The sequence below is a fragment of the Staphylococcus sp. HMSC072E01 genome, from assembly GCF_001814125.1.
In the GTDB taxonomy this organism is placed as follows: domain Bacteria; phylum Bacillota; class Bacilli; order Staphylococcales; family Staphylococcaceae; genus Staphylococcus; species Staphylococcus hominis.
The window spans coordinates 442602-464359 of the sequence record NZ_KV814962.1; the positions used below are offsets into that span (position 1 = coordinate 442602).

23 protein-coding genes are annotated in these 21758 nt (G+C 30.6%); 14 read left to right on the forward strand and 9 right to left on the reverse strand.

The features are described from left to right. Nucleotides 1–48 precede the first annotated feature (48 nt). Both HMPREF2953_RS04115 and HMPREF2953_RS04120 read right to left on the reverse strand, forming a co-directional pair. Nucleotides 49–1395 (reverse strand): Nramp family divalent metal transporter, encoded by a 1347-nt coding sequence (locus HMPREF2953_RS04115; protein WP_002455490.1) that lies wholly within the window; start codon nucleotides 1393–1395, stop codon nucleotides 49–51. 179 nt (nucleotides 1396–1574) lie between these two features. Then, nucleotides 1575–2186, reverse strand: a complete 612-nt coding sequence (locus HMPREF2953_RS04120; RefSeq protein ID WP_002448079.1) for a YktB family protein — start codon at nucleotides 2184–2186, stop codon at nucleotides 1575–1577. A 235-nt stretch (nucleotides 2187–2421) separates the two neighbouring features. Here HMPREF2953_RS04120 and HMPREF2953_RS04125 point away from each other — a divergent pair, with 235 nt between their 5' ends. Further along, the gene (locus HMPREF2953_RS04125) at nucleotides 2422–2574 is read left to right on the forward strand and encodes a GNAT family N-acetyltransferase (protein WP_232132889.1); all 153 of its coding nucleotides are present in this window, start codon (nucleotides 2422–2424) and stop codon (nucleotides 2572–2574) included. A gap of 302 nt (nucleotides 2575–2876) precedes the next feature. Beyond that, on the forward strand, nucleotides 2877–3692 hold the full coding sequence (locus HMPREF2953_RS04130; RefSeq protein ID WP_070671958.1) for an inositol monophosphatase family protein: 816 nt from the start codon (nucleotides 2877–2879) through the stop codon (nucleotides 3690–3692). 68 nt (nucleotides 3693–3760) lie between these two features. On the opposite strand, the gene HMPREF2953_RS04135 is transcribed toward HMPREF2953_RS04130, so the two are convergent. After that, a complete protein-coding gene (locus tag HMPREF2953_RS04135; protein ID WP_002448174.1) occupies nucleotides 3761–3952 on the reverse strand; it encodes a DUF5325 family protein in 192 nt (63 codons plus the stop codon). 98 nt (nucleotides 3953–4050) lie between these two features. Between HMPREF2953_RS04135 and typA the strand changes: the two genes are divergently transcribed. Then, nucleotides 4051–5895 carry a translational GTPase TypA gene (gene typA / locus HMPREF2953_RS04140; RefSeq protein ID WP_002448035.1) on the forward strand — a complete coding sequence of 615 codons (1845 nt, stop codon included), beginning with the start codon at nucleotides 4051–4053 and terminating at the stop codon, nucleotides 5893–5895. A gap of 61 nt (nucleotides 5896–5956) precedes the next feature. Here typA and HMPREF2953_RS04145 read toward each other — a convergent pair whose 3' ends face one another. Together HMPREF2953_RS04145 and HMPREF2953_RS04150 are read right to left on the reverse strand one after the other, a co-directional pair. Then, the gene (locus HMPREF2953_RS04145; RefSeq protein WP_002449988.1) at nucleotides 5957–6151 is read right to left on the reverse strand and encodes a DUF2197 domain-containing protein; all 195 of its coding nucleotides are present in this window, start codon (nucleotides 6149–6151) and stop codon (nucleotides 5957–5959) included. Between the two features lies 1 nt (nucleotide 6152). Continuing rightward, on the reverse strand, nucleotides 6153–6638 hold the full coding sequence (locus HMPREF2953_RS04150; protein WP_002450004.1) for a hypothetical protein: 486 nt from the start codon (nucleotides 6636–6638) through the stop codon (nucleotides 6153–6155). A 138-nt stretch (nucleotides 6639–6776) separates the two neighbouring features. Between HMPREF2953_RS04150 and HMPREF2953_RS04155 the strand changes: the two genes are divergently transcribed. The 3 genes from HMPREF2953_RS04155 to HMPREF2953_RS04165 all read left to right on the forward strand — a co-directional run bounded on the left by HMPREF2953_RS04155 (nucleotide 6777) and on the right by HMPREF2953_RS04165 (nucleotide 12315). Continuing rightward, nucleotides 6777–7052 (forward strand): Fpa/YlaN family protein, encoded by a 276-nt coding sequence (locus HMPREF2953_RS04155; RefSeq protein WP_002488709.1) that lies wholly within the window; start codon nucleotides 6777–6779, stop codon nucleotides 7050–7052. A 245-nt stretch (nucleotides 7053–7297) separates the two neighbouring features. Beyond that, nucleotides 7298–8530 carry a cell division peptidoglycan polymerase FtsW gene (gene ftsW / locus HMPREF2953_RS04160; protein ID WP_070671960.1) on the forward strand — a complete coding sequence of 411 codons (1233 nt, stop codon included), beginning with the start codon at nucleotides 7298–7300 and terminating at the stop codon, nucleotides 8528–8530. 335 nt (nucleotides 8531–8865) lie between these two features. Continuing rightward, the gene (locus HMPREF2953_RS04165) at nucleotides 8866–12315 is read left to right on the forward strand and encodes a pyruvate carboxylase (RefSeq protein ID WP_070671961.1); all 3450 of its coding nucleotides are present in this window, start codon (nucleotides 8866–8868) and stop codon (nucleotides 12313–12315) included. 129 nt (nucleotides 12316–12444) lie between these two features. Here HMPREF2953_RS04165 and HMPREF2953_RS04170 read toward each other — a convergent pair whose 3' ends face one another. Then, entirely contained in the window at nucleotides 12445–13365 is a 921-nt protein-coding gene (locus HMPREF2953_RS04170; RefSeq protein ID WP_070671963.1) for a COX15/CtaA family protein, read from the reverse strand. Between the two features lie 238 nt (nucleotides 13366–13603). Here HMPREF2953_RS04170 and cyoE point away from each other — a divergent pair, with 238 nt between their 5' ends. The 4 genes from cyoE (at nucleotide 13604) to HMPREF2953_RS04190 (ending at nucleotide 16863) form a co-directional block, all read left to right on the forward strand. Continuing rightward, nucleotides 13604–14515, forward strand: a complete 912-nt coding sequence (cyoE, locus tag HMPREF2953_RS04175; RefSeq protein WP_002449983.1) for a heme o synthase — start codon at nucleotides 13604–13606, stop codon at nucleotides 14513–14515. A 29-nt stretch (nucleotides 14516–14544) separates the two neighbouring features. Then, complete coding sequence (locus tag HMPREF2953_RS04180) at nucleotides 14545–15006, forward strand: DUF420 domain-containing protein (protein WP_049438001.1); 462 nt, start codon at nucleotides 14545–14547, stop codon at nucleotides 15004–15006. A 342-nt stretch (nucleotides 15007–15348) separates the two neighbouring features. Further along, the gene (locus tag HMPREF2953_RS04185; RefSeq protein ID WP_070671964.1) at nucleotides 15349–16410 is read left to right on the forward strand and encodes a CAP-associated domain-containing protein; all 1062 of its coding nucleotides are present in this window, start codon (nucleotides 15349–15351) and stop codon (nucleotides 16408–16410) included. 18 nt (nucleotides 16411–16428) lie between these two features. Continuing rightward, entirely contained in the window at nucleotides 16429–16863 is a 435-nt protein-coding gene (locus HMPREF2953_RS04190; protein WP_070671966.1) for a YlbF/YmcA family competence regulator, read from the forward strand. Between the two features lie 175 nt (nucleotides 16864–17038). On the opposite strand, the gene HMPREF2953_RS04195 is transcribed toward HMPREF2953_RS04190, so the two are convergent. Then, the gene (locus tag HMPREF2953_RS04195; RefSeq protein ID WP_049335440.1) at nucleotides 17039–17974 is read right to left on the reverse strand and encodes a glycerophosphodiester phosphodiesterase family protein; all 936 of its coding nucleotides are present in this window, start codon (nucleotides 17972–17974) and stop codon (nucleotides 17039–17041) included. A 144-nt stretch (nucleotides 17975–18118) separates the two neighbouring features. Here HMPREF2953_RS04195 and HMPREF2953_RS04200 point away from each other — a divergent pair, with 144 nt between their 5' ends. Then, nucleotides 18119–18370, forward strand: a complete 252-nt coding sequence (locus tag HMPREF2953_RS04200; protein ID WP_049335442.1) for a DUF2129 domain-containing protein — start codon at nucleotides 18119–18121, stop codon at nucleotides 18368–18370. A gap of 17 nt (nucleotides 18371–18387) precedes the next feature. On the opposite strand, the gene HMPREF2953_RS04205 is transcribed toward HMPREF2953_RS04200, so the two are convergent. Continuing rightward, nucleotides 18388–18777 (reverse strand): DUF7147 family protein, encoded by a 390-nt coding sequence (locus HMPREF2953_RS04205; protein WP_049335444.1) that lies wholly within the window; start codon nucleotides 18775–18777, stop codon nucleotides 18388–18390. Nucleotides 18778–18847: 70 nt separating this feature from the next. Between HMPREF2953_RS04205 and rsmD the strand changes: the two genes are divergently transcribed. Together rsmD and coaD are read left to right on the forward strand one after the other, a co-directional pair. After that, nucleotides 18848–19399: a 16S rRNA (guanine(966)-N(2))-methyltransferase RsmD gene (rsmD, locus tag HMPREF2953_RS04210; RefSeq protein ID WP_002450015.1), complete on the forward strand. Its 552-nt coding sequence runs from the start codon at nucleotides 18848–18850 to the stop codon at nucleotides 19397–19399. Further along, nucleotides 19392–19877 (forward strand): pantetheine-phosphate adenylyltransferase, encoded by a 486-nt coding sequence (coaD, locus tag HMPREF2953_RS04215; protein WP_002450001.1) that lies wholly within the window; start codon nucleotides 19392–19394, stop codon nucleotides 19875–19877. The genes rsmD and coaD overlap by 8 nt, the downstream gene beginning before the upstream one ends. Nucleotides 19878–19923: 46 nt before the next feature. On the opposite strand, the gene HMPREF2953_RS04220 is transcribed toward coaD, so the two are convergent. Next, nucleotides 19924–21063 carry a nucleotidyltransferase gene (locus tag HMPREF2953_RS04220; RefSeq protein ID WP_070671967.1) on the reverse strand — a complete coding sequence of 380 codons (1140 nt, stop codon included), beginning with the start codon at nucleotides 21061–21063 and terminating at the stop codon, nucleotides 19924–19926. A 126-nt stretch (nucleotides 21064–21189) separates the two neighbouring features. On the opposite strand from HMPREF2953_RS04220, the gene HMPREF2953_RS04225 reads away from it, so the two are divergent. Next, the gene (locus HMPREF2953_RS04225) at nucleotides 21190–21744 is read left to right on the forward strand and encodes a YceD family protein (protein ID WP_070671969.1); all 555 of its coding nucleotides are present in this window, start codon (nucleotides 21190–21192) and stop codon (nucleotides 21742–21744) included. Nucleotides 21745–21758 lie beyond the last annotated feature (14 nt).

The window sequence follows — 21758 nt, forward strand, 5'->3', positions numbered from 1 at the left end:
AAACTATTGTTAAGATATCATGTTCAATACCTTAACAATAGTTTTATTTTATGCAAAAAATTCTTTAAATGTTTCGATAATTAAATAAACATTAAGTAGGCTTAGAATAATAATTAAACTCCAAGAACAAAAGTTAATCCAGTTTTTATTATAAAAAGGGCCCATTAATTTTTTATTGCTTGTTGCAAGTTGTAAAGGAATGAGTGAAAACGGTAAAGCGATACTTAAAAATACTTGAGAAAGTACTAAAAGTTGTTCCATTTTATTTTCATTACCTTTAAATACAATTAAACAAATTATAACAGGAATGACAGCTAAACCTCTAGTTATTAATCGTCTTAACCAATTTGGAATTGATAATCTTAAAAATCCTTCCATAACAATTTGACCTGAGAGTGTTCCAGTGATTGTAGAATTTTGTCCAGATGCAAGTAGTGCAATAGCGAATAATGTACTCATTATACTGCCAAGTACTGACCCTAGAAGCGGCTGAGTTTTAAGGGCATGATATAAATCATAAAATCCTCCTAATTTATCAGCATTAACACCATAAAATAGTGCAGCACCTAATATAAGTAACAAGCAATTTACTATAAAAGCGATGCTTAATTGTATATTAGAATCAATTGTTGCATATTTAATTGCTTGTGCCTTATCGTTCTCATTAGTTCTATCATATTTACGTGATTGTACAATCGAAGAATGTAAATAGAGATTGTGAGGCATAATTGTAGCACCAATAATCCCTAAAGCAATATACAGTACACTATGATTTGTAACGATATCCTTATGAGGAATAAACCCGTTAAGAATATTAATCACTTTAGGTGATGAAATAAATACTTCGAATAAGAAAATAATTAGAACAGTAAAAATTAATGTTCCGACAATCGCTTCGATTTTTCTGAAGCCAAATTTCATAATAAAAAGTAAAAGAAAAACATCTAAAACAGTTATAAGTGCACCTATAATTAAAGGAATATTAAACAATAAGTCTAGAGCTATTGCACTTCCGATAATTTCAGCAATATCTGTAGCGATAATAGCTAGTTCTGCTATTATCCAAAATATAATTGCTAACGGGCGATTTAAATAATGACGTGTCATTTGTGCTAAATCCATCTCTGTAGCAATACCTAATCTAACTGTCATGCTTTGCAAAAGCATTGCAGCTAAACTAGAAACTAAAATAATAAAAAGAAGAATATAGCCAAATTGTGCTCCGCCTTGCATAGATGTAATCCAGTTACCTGGATCCATATATCCCACCGCTACTAATAATCCTGGACCTAAAAAAGCTAAAAATTTTTGGCTTGCACTTTTATTACTATTAAAGTCTACTGTATTATTAATTTCGTCTAAGCTACGTTGTTTTTTATTACTCATATGATTCATTCATAAACTCCTAAAATCTTTTTAATTATATTAACCTAAATATATTTTTAGGTCAACCTAAAAATGTTGTAAAAAAGAATATTACTGAATTTAGATGGATCTTCAAGACAGTGAGTGATTACCAATAAAATAAAAAACACCTGAGACTTCTAGTAAAGTCCCAGGCCGAAGAATAGTATTTATTCATATAATTTTAAGAATTCATCAAATGTTTCTTTAATAAAAGCTAAAAATGTTTCATCTGATTTTAATCGTTCATCACTAGGGGCTAAAGTACGTGCTATAAAAAATTCTCCTTTTTTCACATTTTTAACACGATCAATAGCTTGATGTAAATCAGTATCACTTAAATCTTTGATATATTGTTTATCTTTTTTCATGTGATTTAAACTAATTTGATAATCATTTGGAAGTTGTTTTAATGCATTAAAATGTTTGTCAAAAACTTTAACACGTTCTTCTTTATTTTTTCCTTCATGCATTATTCCATACATGATAAATAATTGATCCCTAAAAAGGCCAATTTGGAAGTGGGGTAACATTTTATAACCACGTTTATTAGGTGCAAAAGCGACCCAGGTATCTATAGGAGGATTAACACTTCTACGCGCATGTTTAGCAACATGTGCATAAAATGTTTCTCCAGTTTGAGAAGTGAAATACTCACTAAAATAATCGCCTAACTGATGTAATTGAGGTCTAATATATTTATTTAAAGCTTCCATTCGTTCATCTAAACCCTCAACGTCAAATGCTTTAAAATCTTTAGGTGTAAATGTGTATTGTGTCATTGATCTTCCTCCTATTTTAATAGTATGTTGAGTTTATTGTAGCATATATTTCAAAGTGATAATGATAGAATAGTAATATACAATATAGATAGTTAATTTAAACTAATAAGGTAGAGTCAGTACCTAGATGTTAGTCATTTAATTTTTAGGATTTTACCCCTCGTGGTTAGGAGAGTGTCATGAGATTAATAAAAGTAAAAGAAAAAGACTATAATACAATACTAAAAATTTGGAAATGTTGTTTATAGATCCTGAAGATTTTAATAAAAGTTACGGTACAATTATACTTCAGTCACTGATTCAAGAAGATAAAATCCAATATGTAGATGTTAATAAAGATAACCAACATGCATTGAAATTTTATATTAAAAATGGTTTTAAAGCATAGAGTGCATCTCAAAAAGACAACCAAAGTAGAGATTACCCGATTTTACATTTAAAATTAACTTAATGACCTTTTACTTATTTGTATTCCATAATCATAAGATGAATGTACATGTTTATTCGTATATGTTAAATGTTTTTAGTCTTTTATATCATGGATTTGATAGGTTTCCTTTATTGGCGACCTATTTTTATGCTTATAAACTCTTCATAAGAGTTTCATATATAGTGATGAAGGTATAAAATGATGTATAACAATTATAAAATTGATTTGATGTATAATAGTAAGCAACAGGAGATGATAGTATGTCGCTATATGATTTTGCTAAAGGTTTAGTTTTAGAAGCAGGAAATAAAGTTAGAATAATGATGAAGGAAGAATTAAATATTGAAACAAAATCAAATCCGAATGACTTAGTTACCAATGTTGATAAAGCTACTGAAAATTATATATATGATGCAATTACCCATAGTTATCCAGAACATCGTGTTATTGGAGAAGAAGGACATGGTCATGATTTAACTCATGTTGAAGGTGTCGTATGGGTAGTGGATCCAATTGATGGCACATTAAACTTTGTACATCAAAAAGAAAATTTTGCTATCTCAATTGGTATCTACCGAAATGGTAAACCATACGCTGGCTTTGTATATGATGTAATGAAAGATGTTTTATATCATGCCAAGGTAGGTGAGGGTGCATTTGAAAATAAACATCCATTATCTACGATTGAATCTACTACCCTAAAGAAAAGCTTAATTGGTATCAATCCAAATTGGGTAACCAAACCTAAAATGGGCCCTATATTTCAAGATATAGTAAATGATGCAAGAAGTTGTAGAGCATATGGTAGTGCAGCTTTAGAAATTATAAGTGTAGCTAAAGGACAATTGGCTGCTTATATCACACCTAGATTACAGCCTTGGGACTTTGCTGGTGGTCTTATTGTATTAAATGAAGTTGGAGGCGTAGCTAGCAACTTATTAGGTGAACCATTAAATATTTCAGGTGCGAATTCAGTACTAGTAGGAAATTCAAATATTCATAAAGAAATATTAGAAAATTATTTAGCACCTAATACAGCTACTTTAATAGAATTACATCAACGCTTTAAAAAATAAAAAATCTGATTTCAATAAAAAAAGCTTGAGACAAAAATATCTCAAGCTTTATATAATTTAATGGTTGATTATAGCCAATTGTTTTCACGATACTTTTTCTTAAGCGTAAATCCGGCGCCAAACGTTGCAATGAAAAGTATAAATGTTAAAATCATCATTGGAATACTTCCAGCACCCACGCTAAAACTAAAGAGCACTAAAAATATAACTGCTACAATAGAAAGTATCCAGAATATACCTTTAGATTTTGGTTTTTCCATCCCCATCCCCACCTTTTAGTTATCTTTTGTTAATATTATGATATAATAAAAAAGTTGCAATTAAAAGTGGGAATTTACTCAAGAAAGGATATTATAAAATGACTAATAGAAGAGAAGATGTTCGTAATATTGCAATTATTGCTCACGTCGACCATGGTAAAACAACACTAGTTGACGAATTACTTAAACAATCTGGAATCTTCAGAGAAAATGAGCATGTTGATGAAAGAGCAATGGACTCTAATGACTTAGAAAGAGAACGTGGTATTACAATTCTTGCTAAAAATACTGCGATAAATTATAAAGGTACAAGAATTAATATCTTAGATACACCAGGACATGCTGACTTTGGTGGTGAAGTTGAACGTATTATGAAAATGGTAGATGGTGTTGTACTTGTTGTAGATGCCTATGAAGGTACTATGCCACAAACACGTTTCGTACTAAAAAAAGCATTAGAACAAAATTTAAAACCTGTTGTAGTAGTTAATAAAATTGATAAACCTTCTGCTAGACCAGAAGCAGTAGTAGATGAAGTATTAGATTTATTTATTGAACTTGAAGCAAATGATGAACAACTTGATTTCCCAGTTGTTTATGCATCAGCTGTAAATGGAACAGCGAGTGTTGACTCTGAAAAACAAGATGAAAACATGCAGTCTTTATATGAAACAATTCTTGATTATGTGCCTGCTCCAATTGATAACAGTGATGAACCACTACAATTCCAAGTAGCATTATTAGACTATAATGATTACGTTGGTCGTATTGGTATTGGCCGTGTATTTAGAGGTAAAATGCGTGTTGGAGATAACGTATCGCTTATTAAATTAGATGGCACAGTGAAAAACTTCCGTGTAACAAAAATCTTTGGTTTCTTTGGTTTAAAACGTGAAGAAATTGAAGAAGCACAAGCGGGAGATTTAATTGCTGTATCAGGGATGGAAGATATCAACGTAGGTGAAACAGTTACACCACATGATCATCAAGAAGCGTTACCAGTATTGCGTATTGATGAACCTACACTTGAAATGACATTTAAAGTAAATAATTCACCATTTGCTGGTCGTGAAGGTGATTTTGTAACTGCTCGTCAAATCCAAGAACGTTTAGATCAACAGCTTGAAACAGATGTATCTTTAAAAGTTACACCAACAGATTCTCCAGATACGTGGGTTGTAGCTGGCCGTGGAGAGTTGCACTTATCTATTTTAATTGAGAATATGAGACGTGAAGGATTTGAACTTCAAGTTTCTAAACCTCAAGTTATTTTACGCGAAATTGATGGTGTATTAAGTGAACCATTTGAACGTGTTCAATGTGAAGTTCCATCTGAAAATGCTGGAGCAGTGATTGAATCACTTGGTGCGCGTAAAGGTGAAATGTTAGACATGTTAACAACTGATAATGGATTAACACGTTTAATCTTTATGGTACCTGCACGTGGTATGATTGGATACACAACTGAATTTATGTCTATGACACGTGGTTATGGCATTATTAATCATACATTTGAAGAATTTAGACCTCGTGTTAAAGCACAAATTGGTGGTCGTCGTAATGGTGCATTAATTTCAATGGATCAAGGACAAGCAACAGCTTATGCCATCATTGGTCTAGAGGACAGAGGTGTAAACTTCATGGAACCAGGTACTGAAGTTTATGAAGGCATGATTGTAGGAGAACATAATCGTGAAAATGACTTAACAGTTAATATTACTAAAGCTAAACATCAAACTAACGTACGTTCAGCAACAAAAGATCAAACTCAAACAATGAATCGTCCAAGAATTTTAACGTTAGAAGAAGCATTAGAATATATTAATGATGATGAATTGGTTGAAGTAACGCCTCAAAGCATCCGTTTAAGAAAAAAAATATTAAATAAAGCTGCACGTGAAAAAGAAGCGAAACGTGTAAAACAAATGATGCAAGATCAATAAAACTAATAAAAAGACGCAACATCAAATTTGATGTTGCGTCTTTTTATTATTGAAAAGTATACTATAAGTTTTCATTTGGAAAATGGAGATTAAATTTACGATTTTCATTTGGTCGTTGTCTAGGTGTGTCTAATCGACTTTTACAGTCACTACACATGAATGTTTTAATTGGATTATTACGTAGACGTTTAGCTTCAACTGTACGTTCATCAATTAAGACCTTAGTATCACAAATAATACATTGTACTTCTCGCAACTTAAATCACCTCAATACGAGTTACATATTTAAAGTTATATGAATAGGCGTTCTCCTCGGGGTTATAAACAAAGCTATCTACTGAATTATCATCGTACAATCTCTTACCATCTTTAGCAAATTGGAAAAAAAGATAAGGTAATAATTCTAATGGGATTTCAATTGAAGATGTATCATTTGAAAGTTTAATTGTAGTTGCACTTTCTAAAGGCTCTGCATTTTTAAAAAATGGTGTCATATTTATTGCAAATGAATCTTCTAATACAGCACGTTTACGATACTTAATTTCAGAGTTTAAAGTAGGAGGATTGGTTTGTCCTTCTAAAATCGCTCTATTCCATTCGCGGTTATCTTCAAATTTAATAGGTTTAGTTCCTTCAAAAATACCGTTTTCAATATCCTCTATTTTTACTTTTCTATCATCAAAAATCCATGTTGTACTATCTAAAGTAATAGGAAATTTGACATCTCCTTTAATTTGAATCATCTTGCCCACTCCCTAGTTTCAATCTAACTATTATTTTATCATAGTTAGATTGAAGGGTTTATTGAATAAACTTGCTTTTTAAAAGGTAGTAGGATAAACTTCTGATATGAAGATATTTAATGATAGGGGGAGAATGTGATGCCGAAGCAAATGAACATAAATAGTGAAGCTTATGAGCAATTAAATCAAGATGCTGACCGAATCTTGCATTTAATTAAGGTTCAAATGGATAATTTAACTATGCCATCTTGCCCACTATATGAAGAGGTTCTCGACACACAAATGTTTGGTTTACAAAAAGAAGTAGACTTTGCTGTGAAACTTGGTTTAGTTGATAAAGAAGAAGGTAAAAGTTTAATGCTTCGTTTAGAAAAAGAATTATCTAAATTGCATGAAGCATTCACAAACGTATAACTCTAAGTCTAATGCTTTTAATATGAAAGTGTTATAATGAGCAAGAATTAATATATGTAATAAATTTATGATAGTGACTGAAATGTTATGTAAATAATATTTTCAGTCCTTTTATTTTATTTTTTACGTTTATGTTTGTTAATTAATAATTACAAAGTATATAATAGTTTAGACAGAATTTAATTTGATAAATCGTTTTAATGAGCATATATAGTTTAAATTTTTAGAATTGGATGATCTTTTTTATGAATAATTTAAAAAATATATTTCGATACATAGGTAGAACCTCTAAGTTTATCGATTATCCATTATTAATTTCATATGTTATTTTGTGTTTTATAGGTTTAGTGATGGTTTACAGTGCCAGTATGGTGGCAGCTACTAAAGGGACATTAACAGGTGGCGTTGAGGTTTCAGGTACATATTTTTATAACAGACAATTAATTTATGTTATCATGAGTTTCATTATTGTCTTTTTTATTTCATTTATGATGAATATAAAAGTTTTTAAACAATCAAAAATTCAACAGTGGATTATGATTATCATCTTTGGCCTTTTAATTTTAACATTATTGGTAGGTAAAAATATCAATGGTTCAAAAAGTTGGATAAACTTAGGATTTATGAATCTACAAGCTTCAGAGTTGCTAAAAATTGCTTTAATTCTTTATATTTCTTATGTATTAAGTAAAAAATTATCGCAGATAAGAGGTAATTTAAGAATTATCAAAGGGCCAATTATTTTAATTATCCTGTGTTTAGGTTTAGTACTTTTACAAGGAGATATTGGACAAACATTATTAATATTAATTATTATATTATCCATGTTTTTATTCGTAGGTATAGGTGTTAAGAAAATAGTAAAAGGGCCTATATTATATATTATTCTTGCATTTATTCTTATTGCTGGGTTCTTTATTTTTACCGGAATGATGCCAGAATATTTAAAGGCACGTTTTAGTACAATTTACGATCCTTTTAGTTCTTCTTCAGGGACTGGATATCATTTATCCAATTCATTAATGGCAATTGGAAATGGAGGATTATTTGGTCGAGGATTAGGTAATGGAATCATGAAACTTGGCTATCTTCCAGAAGCGCATACAGATTTTATTTTCGCAGTAATTTGTGAGGAATTAGGACTGGTCGGTGCCTTATTAGTAATAGGATTATTATTTTTTATTGTATTCCGTGCATTTATATTGGCCACTAAAACATCTTCATATTTTTATAAATTAATATGTGTTGGTGTAGCGAGTTATATTGGTAGTCAAACGTTCGTAAATTTAGGAGGTATATCAGCTACAATTCCTCTTACAGGGGTTCCTCTTCCATTTATAAGTTTTGGCGGTTCGTCAATGATCAGTTTAAGTATTGCTATGGGATTATTATTGTTAGTAGCAAGACAAATTAAAGTTGAAGAAAAAAGAGCAATAAAAAATCAAAAATCAAAAGTGGATATTCCTAGACAATATTAAAATCACTTAATTATAGATGTAAATATGTAGCTAATATTAGTGAGAGTGGAAGCGAGAATTAAAAAATTTGCTTCCACTCTTTTTACATTTATGTGACAAGTTAAAGGATTACTAGTCTAGAGTAGCGTCTTCAAACTATAAATGATAATATAAAGTTATTAAGTATAATAAATATTAATGATTACATTTTAAAATAGTGAGTAAGCTAACCTATTTACTATATTTTCATTTTATAAATTGTATGTAAAAAAGTAATAGCTTTCTCATTTATTTTAAGATAAAATTTTATTATCTAATTAGTTAGAATTTTCAAAATATAAAGGGGTGTTTCTTCTTTGAATTATATAAAAAAATTATTAGTAGCCAATCGTGGTGAAATTGCAATTAGAATCTTTAGAGCAGCAACGGAATTAAATATTCAAACAGTAGCAATTTATTCAAATGAAGACAAAAATTCATTACATAGATATAAAGCCGATGAATCATATTTAGTGGGAAAAGATTTAGGACCCGCCGAAAGTTATTTAAATATTGAACGCATTATTGAAGTAGCAAAACGTGCGAATGTAGATGCAATACATCCAGGTTATGGCTTTTTAAGTGAAAATGAAGAATTTGCAAGACGTTGTAATGAAGAAGGCATAACATTTATTGGCCCGCACCTAGACCATTTAGATATGTTTGGTGATAAAGTAAAAGCAAGAACAACTGCAGTTAAAGCAAATTTACCAGTTATACCAGGAACAGATGGACCAATTGAAAATTTTGATGCAGCAAAGGCATTTGCTAAAGAAGCAGGGTTCCCTCTGATGATTAAAGCCACAAGTGGTGGTGGTGGGAAAGGTATGCGTATTGTTCGCGAAGAAAGTGAATTAGAAGATGCGTTTCATCGTGCGAAATCTGAAGCACAAAAATCATTTGGTAATAGTGAAGTATATATCGAAAGATACATCGATAATCCAAAACATATTGAAGTTCAAGTTATTGGCGATGAATATGGTAATATTGTTCATCTATATGAGCGTGATTGTTCTGTACAACGTCGTCATCAAAAAGTAGTTGAGGTAGCACCATCTGTAGGTTTACCTGATGAATTAAGAGAACGTATTTGTCAATCTGCATTACAATTAATGAAAAATATCAAATATGTTAATGCTGGAACAGTGGAATTTTTAGTATCTGGGGATGAATTCTTTTTCATTGAAGTTAATCCGCGTGTTCAGGTAGAGCATACGATTACAGAAATGATTACAGGAATTGATATAGTTAAAACTCAAATTTTAGTGGCAGATGGAGCAAGTCTATTTGACGAACGTATCGCTTTACCTCCTCAAGAAGAAATCCAAACACTTGGTTATGCTATTCAATGTCGTATCACTACTGAAGATCCTACAAATGATTTTATGCCAGATTCTGGTACGATTATTGCTTATCGTTCAAGTGGTGGTTTTGGTGTACGTTTAGACGCAGGAGATGGCTTCCAAGGCGCTGAAATTTCACCTTACTATGACTCACTATTAGTGAAATTATCTACTCATGCCATTACTTTTAAACAAGCTGAAGAAAAAATGGAACGCTCTTTACGAGAAATGCGTATTCGTGGTGTGAAAACAAATATCCCATTTTTAGTTAACGTCATGCGTAATGAAAAATTCCGAAGTGGAGATTATACAACAAAATTTATTGAAGAAACACCGGAATTATTCGATATTGCACCTACATTAGACCGTGGTACTAAAACATTAGAATACATTGGGAATGTAACCATTAATGGTTTTCCGAATGTCGAAAAACGTACGAAGCCAGACTATGAGTCAACTTCGATTCCGCAAGTTTCAAAAAAGAAAATTCAAAATCTATATGGTACAAAACAATTACTAGATGAAAAAGGGCCTAGTGGAGTTGCAGATTGGGTTAAAGCACAAGATGATGTTTTAATTACTGATACGACATTCCGTGATGCGCACCAATCTTTACTTGCTACGCGTGTACGTACAAAAGATATGTTAAATATAGCTTCTAAAACTGCTGAAGTATTTAAAGATAGTTTTTCTTTAGAAATGTGGGGGGGCGCTACTTTTGATGTAGCATACAACTTCTTAAAAGAAAATCCTTGGGAGCGTTTAGAAAAACTTAGAAAAGCGATTCCAAATGTATTATTCCAAATGTTATTAAGAGCTTCAAATGCTGTGGGTTATAAGAATTATCCTGATAATGTAATTCAAAAATTTGTAGATGAAAGTGCTGAAGCAGGTGTAGATGTTTTCCGTATTTTCGACTCATTAAACTGGGTAGATCAAATGAAAGTGGCAAATGAAGCGGTACAAAAAGCAGGTAAAATTTCGGAGGGTACTATTTGTTACACAGGTGATATTTTAAACCCAGAACGTTCAAATGTGTTCACTTTAGATTACTATGTTAAATTAGCTAAAGAATTAGAACGTGAAGGTTTCCATATTTTAGCAATTAAAGATATGGCTGGCTTATTAAAACCTAGAGCAGCATATGAACTGGTTGGAGAATTAAAAGCTGCAGTTAATTTACCAATACATCTACATACACATGATACAAGTGGAAATGGTTTATTAATCTACAAACAAGCCATCGATGCTGGTGTAGATATTATCGATACAGCTATTGCATCGATGAGTGGCTTAACAAGTCAACCAAGTGTGAACTCTTTATATTATGCATTAGATGGATTTAAACGAAATATGCGTACAGATATTCAAGGTTTAGAAGAATTAAGTCACTATTGGAGTACTGTTCGTCCATACTACGTTGACTTTGAAAGTGATATTAAGTCACCTAATACAGAAATTTATCAACATGAAATGCCAGGTGGTCAATACTCTAATTTAAGTCAACAAGCTAAAAGTTTAGGTCTTGGTGAACGTTTTAATGAGGTCAAAGATATGTATCGTCGTGTTAATTTCTTGTTTGGAGATATCGTTAAAGTGACACCATCTTCAAAAGTGGTAGGAGATATGGCGTTATATATGGTACAAAATGATTTAGATGAACAATCGATCATTGAACAAGGTTATAAATTAGATTTTCCTGAATCAGTAGTGTCATACTTTAAAGGTGAGATTGGTCAACCAGTAAATGGCTTTAATAAACAATTACAAGATATTATTTTAAAGGGTCAACAACCGCTAACTGAACGTCCAGGAGAATATTTAAAACCAGTAGATTTTGATGAGATACGAGAACAATTACAAGATAAAAATTATGGTGAAGTGACTGAGCAAGATATTATAAGTTATGTACTTTATCCAAAAGTATTTGATCAATTTATTCAAACTAGACAACAATATGGTAACTTATCATTACTTGATACACCGACATTCTTCTTTGGTATGCGTAACGGGGAGACTGTAGAGATTGAAATTGAAAACGGAAAACGTTTAATTATTAAACTTGAAACAATTAGCGAAGCAGATGAAAATGGTAACCGAACAATTTATTACGTGATGAATGGTCAAGCACGTCGTATTACGATTAAAGATGAAAACATAAAAACAAATGCGAATGTAAAACCTAAAGCAGATAAAACAAATCCAAATCATATAGGTGCTCAAATGCCAGGAAGTGTGACTGAAGTTAAAGTTTCAGTAGGTGATGAGGTTAAAGTAAATCAACCACTATTAATTACCGAAGCAATGAAAATGGAAACAACAATTCAAGCTCCGTTTAATGGAGTGATTAAAAAAGTTACTGTTGGAAATGGTGATGCTATTGCAACGGGAGATTTATTAATCGAAATTGAAAAATCTGAGTAGATATTAAAAAGTTTAAAAGCATAAGATAGAAAGTTAAATGACATTCTATCTTATGCTTTTTTTGCATAAAAAACACGTTAGAGATTATATGTTCTACAATAACTCTAACGTGTCTTTTAAAACTTTACTTTATTTAATTTTTGAATTTTCACTTCTAATTGAACGAAGCATGAGTAAAATAAAGTAAGCGATTAAGCCAAAAAGTATAGTAATACAAAGTGCGTGTAGCAATGCAACAATTAAATTAACATGTGTCATTACAGACAATGCGCCCGTAATCACTTGTAAAATAATTAAAATAAATGCGGCAGTATAACCATATCTAATTGTACGGTTCTCAGAATAATTTTTGATGGCATGAATAAATGTGATCATAATCCAACAAAAAGTGATAAATGCCATACCGCGATGTGCAAATTGTACCCAATCTTGCTCAGTATGGGGTACTAAATCATTAAACGGTAATGGCCAGCTTCCATATGCTAAACTTGCTTTAGCATGGCGAACCAAAGCACCAGTATAAATAGTGACATAAACCACGCCCGTCATAATCCAAGTAAGATCGCGCAATGGTTTTTTTATAAATAATTCATCAGCCTCATATTTTTTATCCACTTCAAAAATAATAAGCATTAATACGAATACAGAAGAAAAACTAATTAATGAAATCCCAAAATGTAAAGCTAAGACATAAGAATTTTGTTGCCAAATAACAGCTGCTGCACCAATCAAGGCTTGAATTAATAGAAAAGCAACACTAATAATTGCTAAAGGTTTAACCTCTTTAATGTATCCTATATTTTTCCAAGCTGTGATGGCCAACCATAACACAACAATTAATGATAAACCTGATACAGCTCGGTGACTCAATTCAATGATTGTAGCAATTGGCAAATTCTGAGGTAATAAAGCGCCGTGACATAAAGGCCATGAAGCACCACAGCCATCTTCAGAGCCCGTCTTAGTTACTAAGGCGCCCCCAAGTTGTACCATTGCCATAATAATTGTTGCTACGATTGATAACCATTTAAGGTTTCGTTTGTTAAACAAGTTTAAACACCCCGCCATTAATTTAAAATATTTTGTAATATGATATCCATTTATGCTCTGATTTTAATATAAAAGATATAATTATAAATATTACAACTATTATACTACAATAATTAAAGACAAAAAATTAGTGAAACAGAAAGTCGTTAAAGTGTCACAATTTAAATAAATATAACCTAGCCTTTTATAAGTAATTATTATATCATAATACTATATGAAAATTTTAAGGAGGGGAACCATGAGTAAAGAACACACTTTATCACAGCCGTCAAGTAGAGTGTCTTTTAAAGAACTACAACAAATTATTAAAATGGGCTTGGTACAGGGTAACTTAATTCCTGCTTTTGCAGGCGCTTGGTTAGCTATTGTAATGACAAATCATTCCTTCCTATCGTCAATACCTCAAATCCTATTAATGTTGATAGGTTCGACATTAATTATGGGTGGTGCTTGTGCATTAAATAATTATTATGATCAAGATATTGATAAAATTATGCCAAGTAAACAAAGTAGACCAACAGTAAACGATAGAATTTCTGATAAACATTTATTGATGTTAAGTTTTGGTATGATGTTAGTAGGAGAAGCATGTCTATTCTTATTAAATGTGCCATCAGGTGTTTTAGGACTTTTTGGTATAGTAGGATATGTATCATATTATTCAATCTGGTCTAAAAGACATACGACTTGGAATACAGTAGTAGGAAGTTTTCCAGGCGCTGTACCACCTTTAATTGGATGGACAGCTATTGATGGACAAATCAGTCTTGTAGCTTTTGCTTTATTTTTAGTTGTCTTTTGTTGGCAACCTATTCATTTCTATGCCCTAGCTATTAAACGTAGTGATGAATACTCATTAGCAAATATTCCTATGTTACCTTCAGTAAAAGGTTTTAAACGTACAAGAATAAGTATGTTTATTTGGTTAGTATTATTATTACCATTACCTTTCCTATTATCTAGTTTAGGCACTACGTTTGTTGTATTAGCAACTTTATTAAATTTTGGATGGATTTTTATAGGTTTAACAACATTTAAGAAAAATACCGATCAAACTAAGTGGGCAACAAAAATGTTTATCTATTCACTAAATTATCTAGTAGTATTCTTTGCATTAGTTGTTGTCATCTCTTTAATAAAAATGATTTAAAATATCTAAGTTAAATAAGGATGGAATATATGAGTTTACCAATTCTACCAACTATTAGTACAAGCTGTAACGTAATTAGTGCTATTTTAGTAGCGATAGGATGGTGGCAAATTGCTCATCGTCATGTTAATACTCACAAAAAAGTTATGTTAGGAGCAGCATTTTTCGCATTAACGTTTTTTATTATTTACTCAATTCGAACGATATTTATAGGTAATACAGATTTTGGTGGTCCAGATTCTGTTAGAACATATTATAAGATATTCTTAATCTTCCACGTTAATCTTGCTACGATTGGTGGCGTATTAGGATTAGTTCAAATTATTACTGCATTTAAAGATAAATTTAAATGGCATAGAAGAATCGGACCTATCGCTTCAATTATATGGTTCTTTACTGGCATTACAGGTGTGGCAGTATACTTATTATTATATGTAATTTATCCAGGTGGAGAAACTACATCGTTGATTAAAGCCACACTAGGTTTATAACAATATTGAATAATTTTAAAGAATAGCCTGGGACATAATGTGTTGTCTCAGGTATTTTTAATATTTGGGTAGTCGATGATCAAATTGTTAAGGAGGACGACGAATTCAAAATGAATTCTGATTCACTTCCATTTTTATCATGAAATAACAACAGTGGATTCTATATTGATATGATAAAATTGTTTAGTATAAGCTATGTCTTAATATTAATTGTTTATTTTATTTGTAAATAGATATAATGTAGTTTAATTAATAAATTTGGAGTTTAGAAAAAATGAATGGCTTGATTGTTAAAATAGTTATTTTGTACAATATATGTAATTCTAAAGAGGTGGGGGAGTAATGACTAAGTTAGTAATTAAAGTTTTAGGAATCGTATTTTTAATTACATTTCTAATTTATTTATTTTACTCACCAAGATTAAAATTTGATGTCCTTGAAAATCCTAATAACAACAATAAAATAAGTCATTCAAATCAAGAATCACATTCCGTGAAAAAACAGACTGAAAATCCTGCTCCCAAAAATGGGATAGGTACTTGGATAGGTAAAGATATTAATTATCTTACAAATAAATATGGACAAGCAAATCGTACATACCCTGTTAAAGGCGGATATACTGATTATATATTTAAGAGAAAGCAACAATATTATATTGTCACTACAAAACATGATGAAATTAAATCTGTTTATGCTACTGGAGAAAAAGCTCAAACCGAATCATTAAAAATCAATGAAAATGCTTCACATATATTTGAAAAAACTAGTATTAATCCTGATCCCTCTTTTAAAGTGAATGGAAAACAATATAATTTTGAGTTATCAGATGAAGATATTAAAACTCAAACTCTAATTAAATATGGTAATATTTATGCTCAAGTTTATGTAGATCAACAATCAAATCGAATTATGGGTATTCGATATCTAGATAAAGAACTATTAGCATTTATAAAACCGTATCAATTAACAGATGAAGAAGATATATCAGATGATAAATTTAATAATGACAGAAATAATAAAAATTCATTACCATATGAACAAAACCCAAATCAATTGATAACACTCTATGAAATTACTAATCAAATGAGAGATTTAAAACATATTCCACCATTGAAAGTAAATTCAGACATATCACACATTGCTTCAGTAAACTTATATGAAGCAACTGGTACAGAAGATGTTGAATTTACAGAAGGTGCACTTAAGAGCCAACTTGATAACGAAAATATTGATTTTATAGCTACAAGTCAAAATGTGGGTTATGATTTCAATGATGTGCCTACATTAATTCATAGTTGGATGAATTCGGATATACATCGTTCAAGAATGTTAAATAAAAAGTATAATGAAATGGGTGGAGAAGTAATGAGAAATTATTATTCACTTATTTTTGTACAAAAATAGGTTGTGAGGTGACCGATAATGTATACAGAGGAAACATTATCAATTTTAGATGAAATTGAAGATTTATCAGACATGATTGTACAATCAAAAGTGTATTTTAATTATAGAGAAGCTCAAAAAAAACTTAAACAAGATGATGAAGCACATTTATTGTATCAAGCTTTTTTAAAATCAAAAGAACGTTATGGTGAAGTGATGCGCTTTGGTAGATATCACCCAGATTATCAAAATGTCATGTTAGATACACGTCGACGTAAGCGAGCTTATGAAATGTTGCCTAATGTAATGGATTACAAATCTAAAGAAGTACAATTACAAAATTTAATAGATGAAGTGTTGACTAAAATCGCATTATCTGTGTCAGAAAATGTAAAGATTGAAGTGGGTAATCCATTTTTTAAAACAGATTCTAAAGGTTGCGCCTCAGGAGGCACATGTAATTGTAGTTTATAATTAAGAATAAAAATCTAGTAAATCAGAGATTGAGTTGCAAAATTAGATATAAGTATATTTTTATTTTAGTTATTGATGATTAATATATTAAAAGAATCTGAGACAATGATGATGTATGTCTCAGATTCTTTTATGCATATAGTTTAATTTTATATAATATATAGAATAAATGTATTTAACTTAAGGTATGCTGTTTTAGTAGTGATTTAAATTGTTTACCTAAATCAGGACGGTCAGTAACAATGGTGTGAACACCTTTTTGATACAAATCATACATTAAGTCAACACTATTGATGCCATAATAACCTGGCACAATATTTAATAAGTTAAGCCATTGAATAAAATGAGTTGATGATAATGGGATACCTTTGAATTTTATAGGCATTTGAAATGTGTCAGCTTGAGGATGATAATGATAGCCTAGTCCTAAAATAAACTTAATCACGCCTTCAGTCACTTCATGTTGACTTGCGCCAGTAGCGATTTCTCCATTGCTTATTGCTCTAAAACGTTCATTTTGTTCTTTATGAAAACTCGTTACAAGTACACGTTTCTCAGCATGATGATGCTTTATAATATCATACATTTTTTTAGGCGCAATAGATCCTTCATAACTACTTGGAGCATCTTTTAAATCTACATTGATATATTTGCTAGGGTACATTTCTAAAAGTTCATCGAAAGTTAAAATTCTAGCTTGTTGATGACCTCTGTAAATATGTCGACCATTGATATCAGTAAAATGAAATCCTGCATCTAATTTTTTTAATTCTTTTAGTGTGTAATCACATACTTTTCCTGAACCATTAGTAGTACGGTCGACTGTAGCGTCGTGAAAAACAATCAATTCTTCATCTTTAGTTAGTCTCACATCTGTTTCAAAGCCATCTAAACCATAATCAACAGCATTATCGAAAGCTAATTGTGTTTGTTCTGGTCGAACTGACATTCCACCTCTATGTGCAAAAATATAAGGTGCTGGTCCATTAAAAAAGTAAGGTATGTCTTTAAGCATGTTAGGCTTTTGATTTCTTTTTAAAAGTAATAAACTGCTTAGTATACCCATACTAGTGATACCCAAATTAAAAAAATTCTTCTTAATGTGTTTCAAGGTAGAACCTCCTAAAGTTCATTTAAAATTAATAATTAAATCAATATTTTTTGAAAGTTAAGTATTGAGATATTGAATGTATTTTATAAAATTATTAGTCATGGTATAGTAATTATGCATAATAAATGGAGTGAGTGAAATAATATGGAATTGATTCCAAGAGTTAGCTTAATTATTTACTTAAAGCATATTAAACATGAAAGACAGATACGTAAATATGGACATATTGTTTATACTAATAAACCTCGAAAGTATGTAGTAATGTATGTTAATGAACATGAAGTAGACGATATTCTCCAGAAATTAATGAAATTAAAATATGTCTTACATATTGATGGATCCCCCTATAAAAACTTGAAAAAAACATATGATAAAGAAAAGCATGAAATGCTTTAAGATGTATTTAAAAATTGTTATTGCATCGGTGGGATCCAATTTTGTAAACGAAGTACGCTAATTAAATATTTAAAATATAAATCATTCGTATGAAATGCATTTGGCGGTTGAACATCAATGCCGACAATAGGAATATCATACGATTGAGCTTGTTCATTAATCATCTCAAATTTTTTATTACTACTTGGGTAGGGATATTTTAAAGCGTTTAACATCATATACATGGCTTGAAATTGTTTACCGGTCGTAGGATTCATAATAATTGCGACTGACGATAATTGTTTGTCTGACTGTGGTGTATGGAAATAGACAACCTTGTCTATTCTTGCATGATTATATTCAATAAGAGTAAGAAATTCGAATAAATCTGTAAGTCCTTCTCCTAAAATAATAAATGATTGTTTCATAAATATTTAATTCTCCTTTTTCAAAACAAATTATAGTAAATAAATGAATGAAATGGAAGTGTAAGTCAAAATGAGAGTCATTGCTGGAAAACATAAAAGTAAACCACTAGAGAGTTTAGAAGGACGCAATACACGTCCAACAATGGATAAAGTTAAAGAAGGTATTTTTAACAGTTTACATGAAGTATACGGCTTAGGTTTAGACTTATTTGCTGGTAGTGGTGCTTTAGGAATTGAAGCACTTTCTAGAGGTATGGATAAAGTTATATTTGTAGACCAAAACTTTAAAGCAGTTAAAGTGATCCAAGCTAACTTGAAACAATTAAATTTAGAGGAACAATCTGAAGTATATAAAAATAATGCAGATAGAGCGTTAAAGGCTATCAATAAAAGAGACATTCAATTTGATTTTATTTTTTTAGACCCTCCTTATAATAAAGGGCTAATAGATAAGGCTCTAGACCAAATTTCTAAGTTTAATTTATTAAAAGAACATGGTATTATCATTTGTGAGTTTAGTAATCAAGAAAAAATCAATACATATGATTTTGAAGTAATTAAGCAATATCATTACGGTTTAACAGATACTTTGTTATTAAAAAAAGGAGAACACAATGACTAAGACAAAAGCAGTCATTCCAGGTAGCTTTGATCCTATTACTTATGGACATTTAGATATTATCGAAAGAAGTTCTGATCGATTTGATGAACTTCATGTATGTATATTAAAAAATAGTAGTAAAGCAGGTACATTTTCTATTGAAGAACGTATGGAATTAATACGTGAATCTGTAAAACATTTGCCAAATGTGAAAGTACATAATTTTAATGGATTACTTGTCGATTTTTGCGATAAAATAGGCGCTAAAACAATTATTCGTGGCTTAAGAGCAGTGAGTGATTTTGAATATGAATTACGCTTAACTTCAATGAATAAAAAATTAAATAGTAATGTTGAAACAATGTATATGATGACAAGTACAAACTATTCATTTATTAGTTCAAGTGTTGTGAAAGAAGTGGCTCAATATAAGGCAGATATTTCAGATTTCGTACCTAGTCATGTTGAAAGAGCATTAAAAGAAAAATTTGAAGATTAAAAAATTAGCGTATAGAACAGAAATGAAATGTTCCATACGCTTTAATTCAATTATTTAATCTAATTACAGGTGTATTAAAATCATTTTTCTGTTGACCTGATAATAAGTTATAAATATCGGTAGCTTTAATTTCATTTTTAAAAAAATGAGCAGATGTTTTATTAATATTAGTGATGAATTGACGTTCTGGAAATTTGGTTTTTAATTGTTTGAGATAACTTTGTCCGTGACGATTCATTCCTAAAATTCTTACAGCTGAAATGGATTGAATAGAATCTTCTTTTTTTACATTTAAAAGAATTTGCATAAGTATGCGTTGTAAATGAGTATAGGTAAAGCGTTTTGTCTTCAGTAAAGACATAAAGGATTCAAAAGAAGTGGCTTGATTAATATATTTTTTTAATCGATGTTCTAGTCCTTCAGAGATAGTGTATATATGAGCCATTTCATGAATTGAATGACTTAAGATATGATATTTAATCAAGCTAAATGTATCCTCTTTAGTTAAATGAGGTGTTGTATACAGTGATTGAATTGAAGAGGGAACAACTGTAGTCCACTGAGTTTCTTGAGTGATTAACGACTGCCTAATTGCAGAACCACTTGCAAAGGATGATGTTTCAATTGTCGCATCATGATGATGAGCATGCACACGTTGGATAGCAAGTCCTTTCATGTGAGGTGCAAATTGTTGTATAGCTTTTAAGTAAGTGATTGCTAAAATATTATTAGGCATTTTTAGTAAAGTATTATCGCTAATTAAATCATTTATAATTTTTGCATAATTACTACCTTCTTTTACTTTTTGATTAAAAGTTGAACTATGTTCTAAATTGATTATTTCATTTGCAGCATTTTTAAGGCGAGTTATATCAGGTGTTTCACTTCCAAAAGCAATAGTGTCAACATCTAGATAACGAGCAACTTGAACAGCTATCTGTGCAAAATAATCACTTGAAGAAAGACTAGCGATAAGAGGTAACTCAACAACTAAATCGACATTGGAAAGTGCCATTTGTGTACGTAGAAATTTGTTATAAATAGCAGGTTCACCTCTCATAACGAAGTTACCACTCATGATTGCAATAGAGATCTCTGCATCGGACCGTGTTTTAGCTTGTTGCGCATGATAAGCATGACCGTTATGAAATGGATTATACTCTGTAATCAATCCAACACTTTTCATTTGCAATTCGTCCTTTCAGTATTCATTATTAGTATTGTAACAGATAATAAGATGTTAAGAAAAAATCTTGACAACTTATAATAGTAAAGTTAAAATAAATTTTGTGTTTGTTAGAGGTGAAGCCATATGAAATGGTCAATAACGCAATTGAGAAAATATCAAGGTAAACCTTTTGAATTTAATGAAAAGGCGAACTTTGACGATTTAATAGAACCTTTAGGTCTGATTGATTTATCAGAAGTAAATATCGAAGGTGAATTAACCATAAAATCAAATGAAGTGATAGCAGATATGCATGTTACTGGTACGTATACTATGCCTTGTGCTCGTACATTAGTGCCTGTAGATGTGCCACTTGATGTCAGAACTTCCGAAATATTTGATTTAGAAGGTTATAATAGTTATACCGAAGAAGAAGTAGATGAAGATGAACATTATCATCTTGCTACAGATGGTATGATTAATATCCGAGATATTGCTAAAGAATTGGTTATTATTGAGAAGCCAATGCGTGCATTTTCTGAGAATAGTGATCAAATGCTTACAGAAGGTAACGGTTGGGAAGTTATTGATGAAGAACAAGCGCTTGAGCTTGAACATTCTAAAGATAACGACGATTCCCAAACACGCCAAGTTGATCCTAGGCTTCAAAAATTACAACAATTATATGATAAAGAGTAATAGCAGGTTAATTT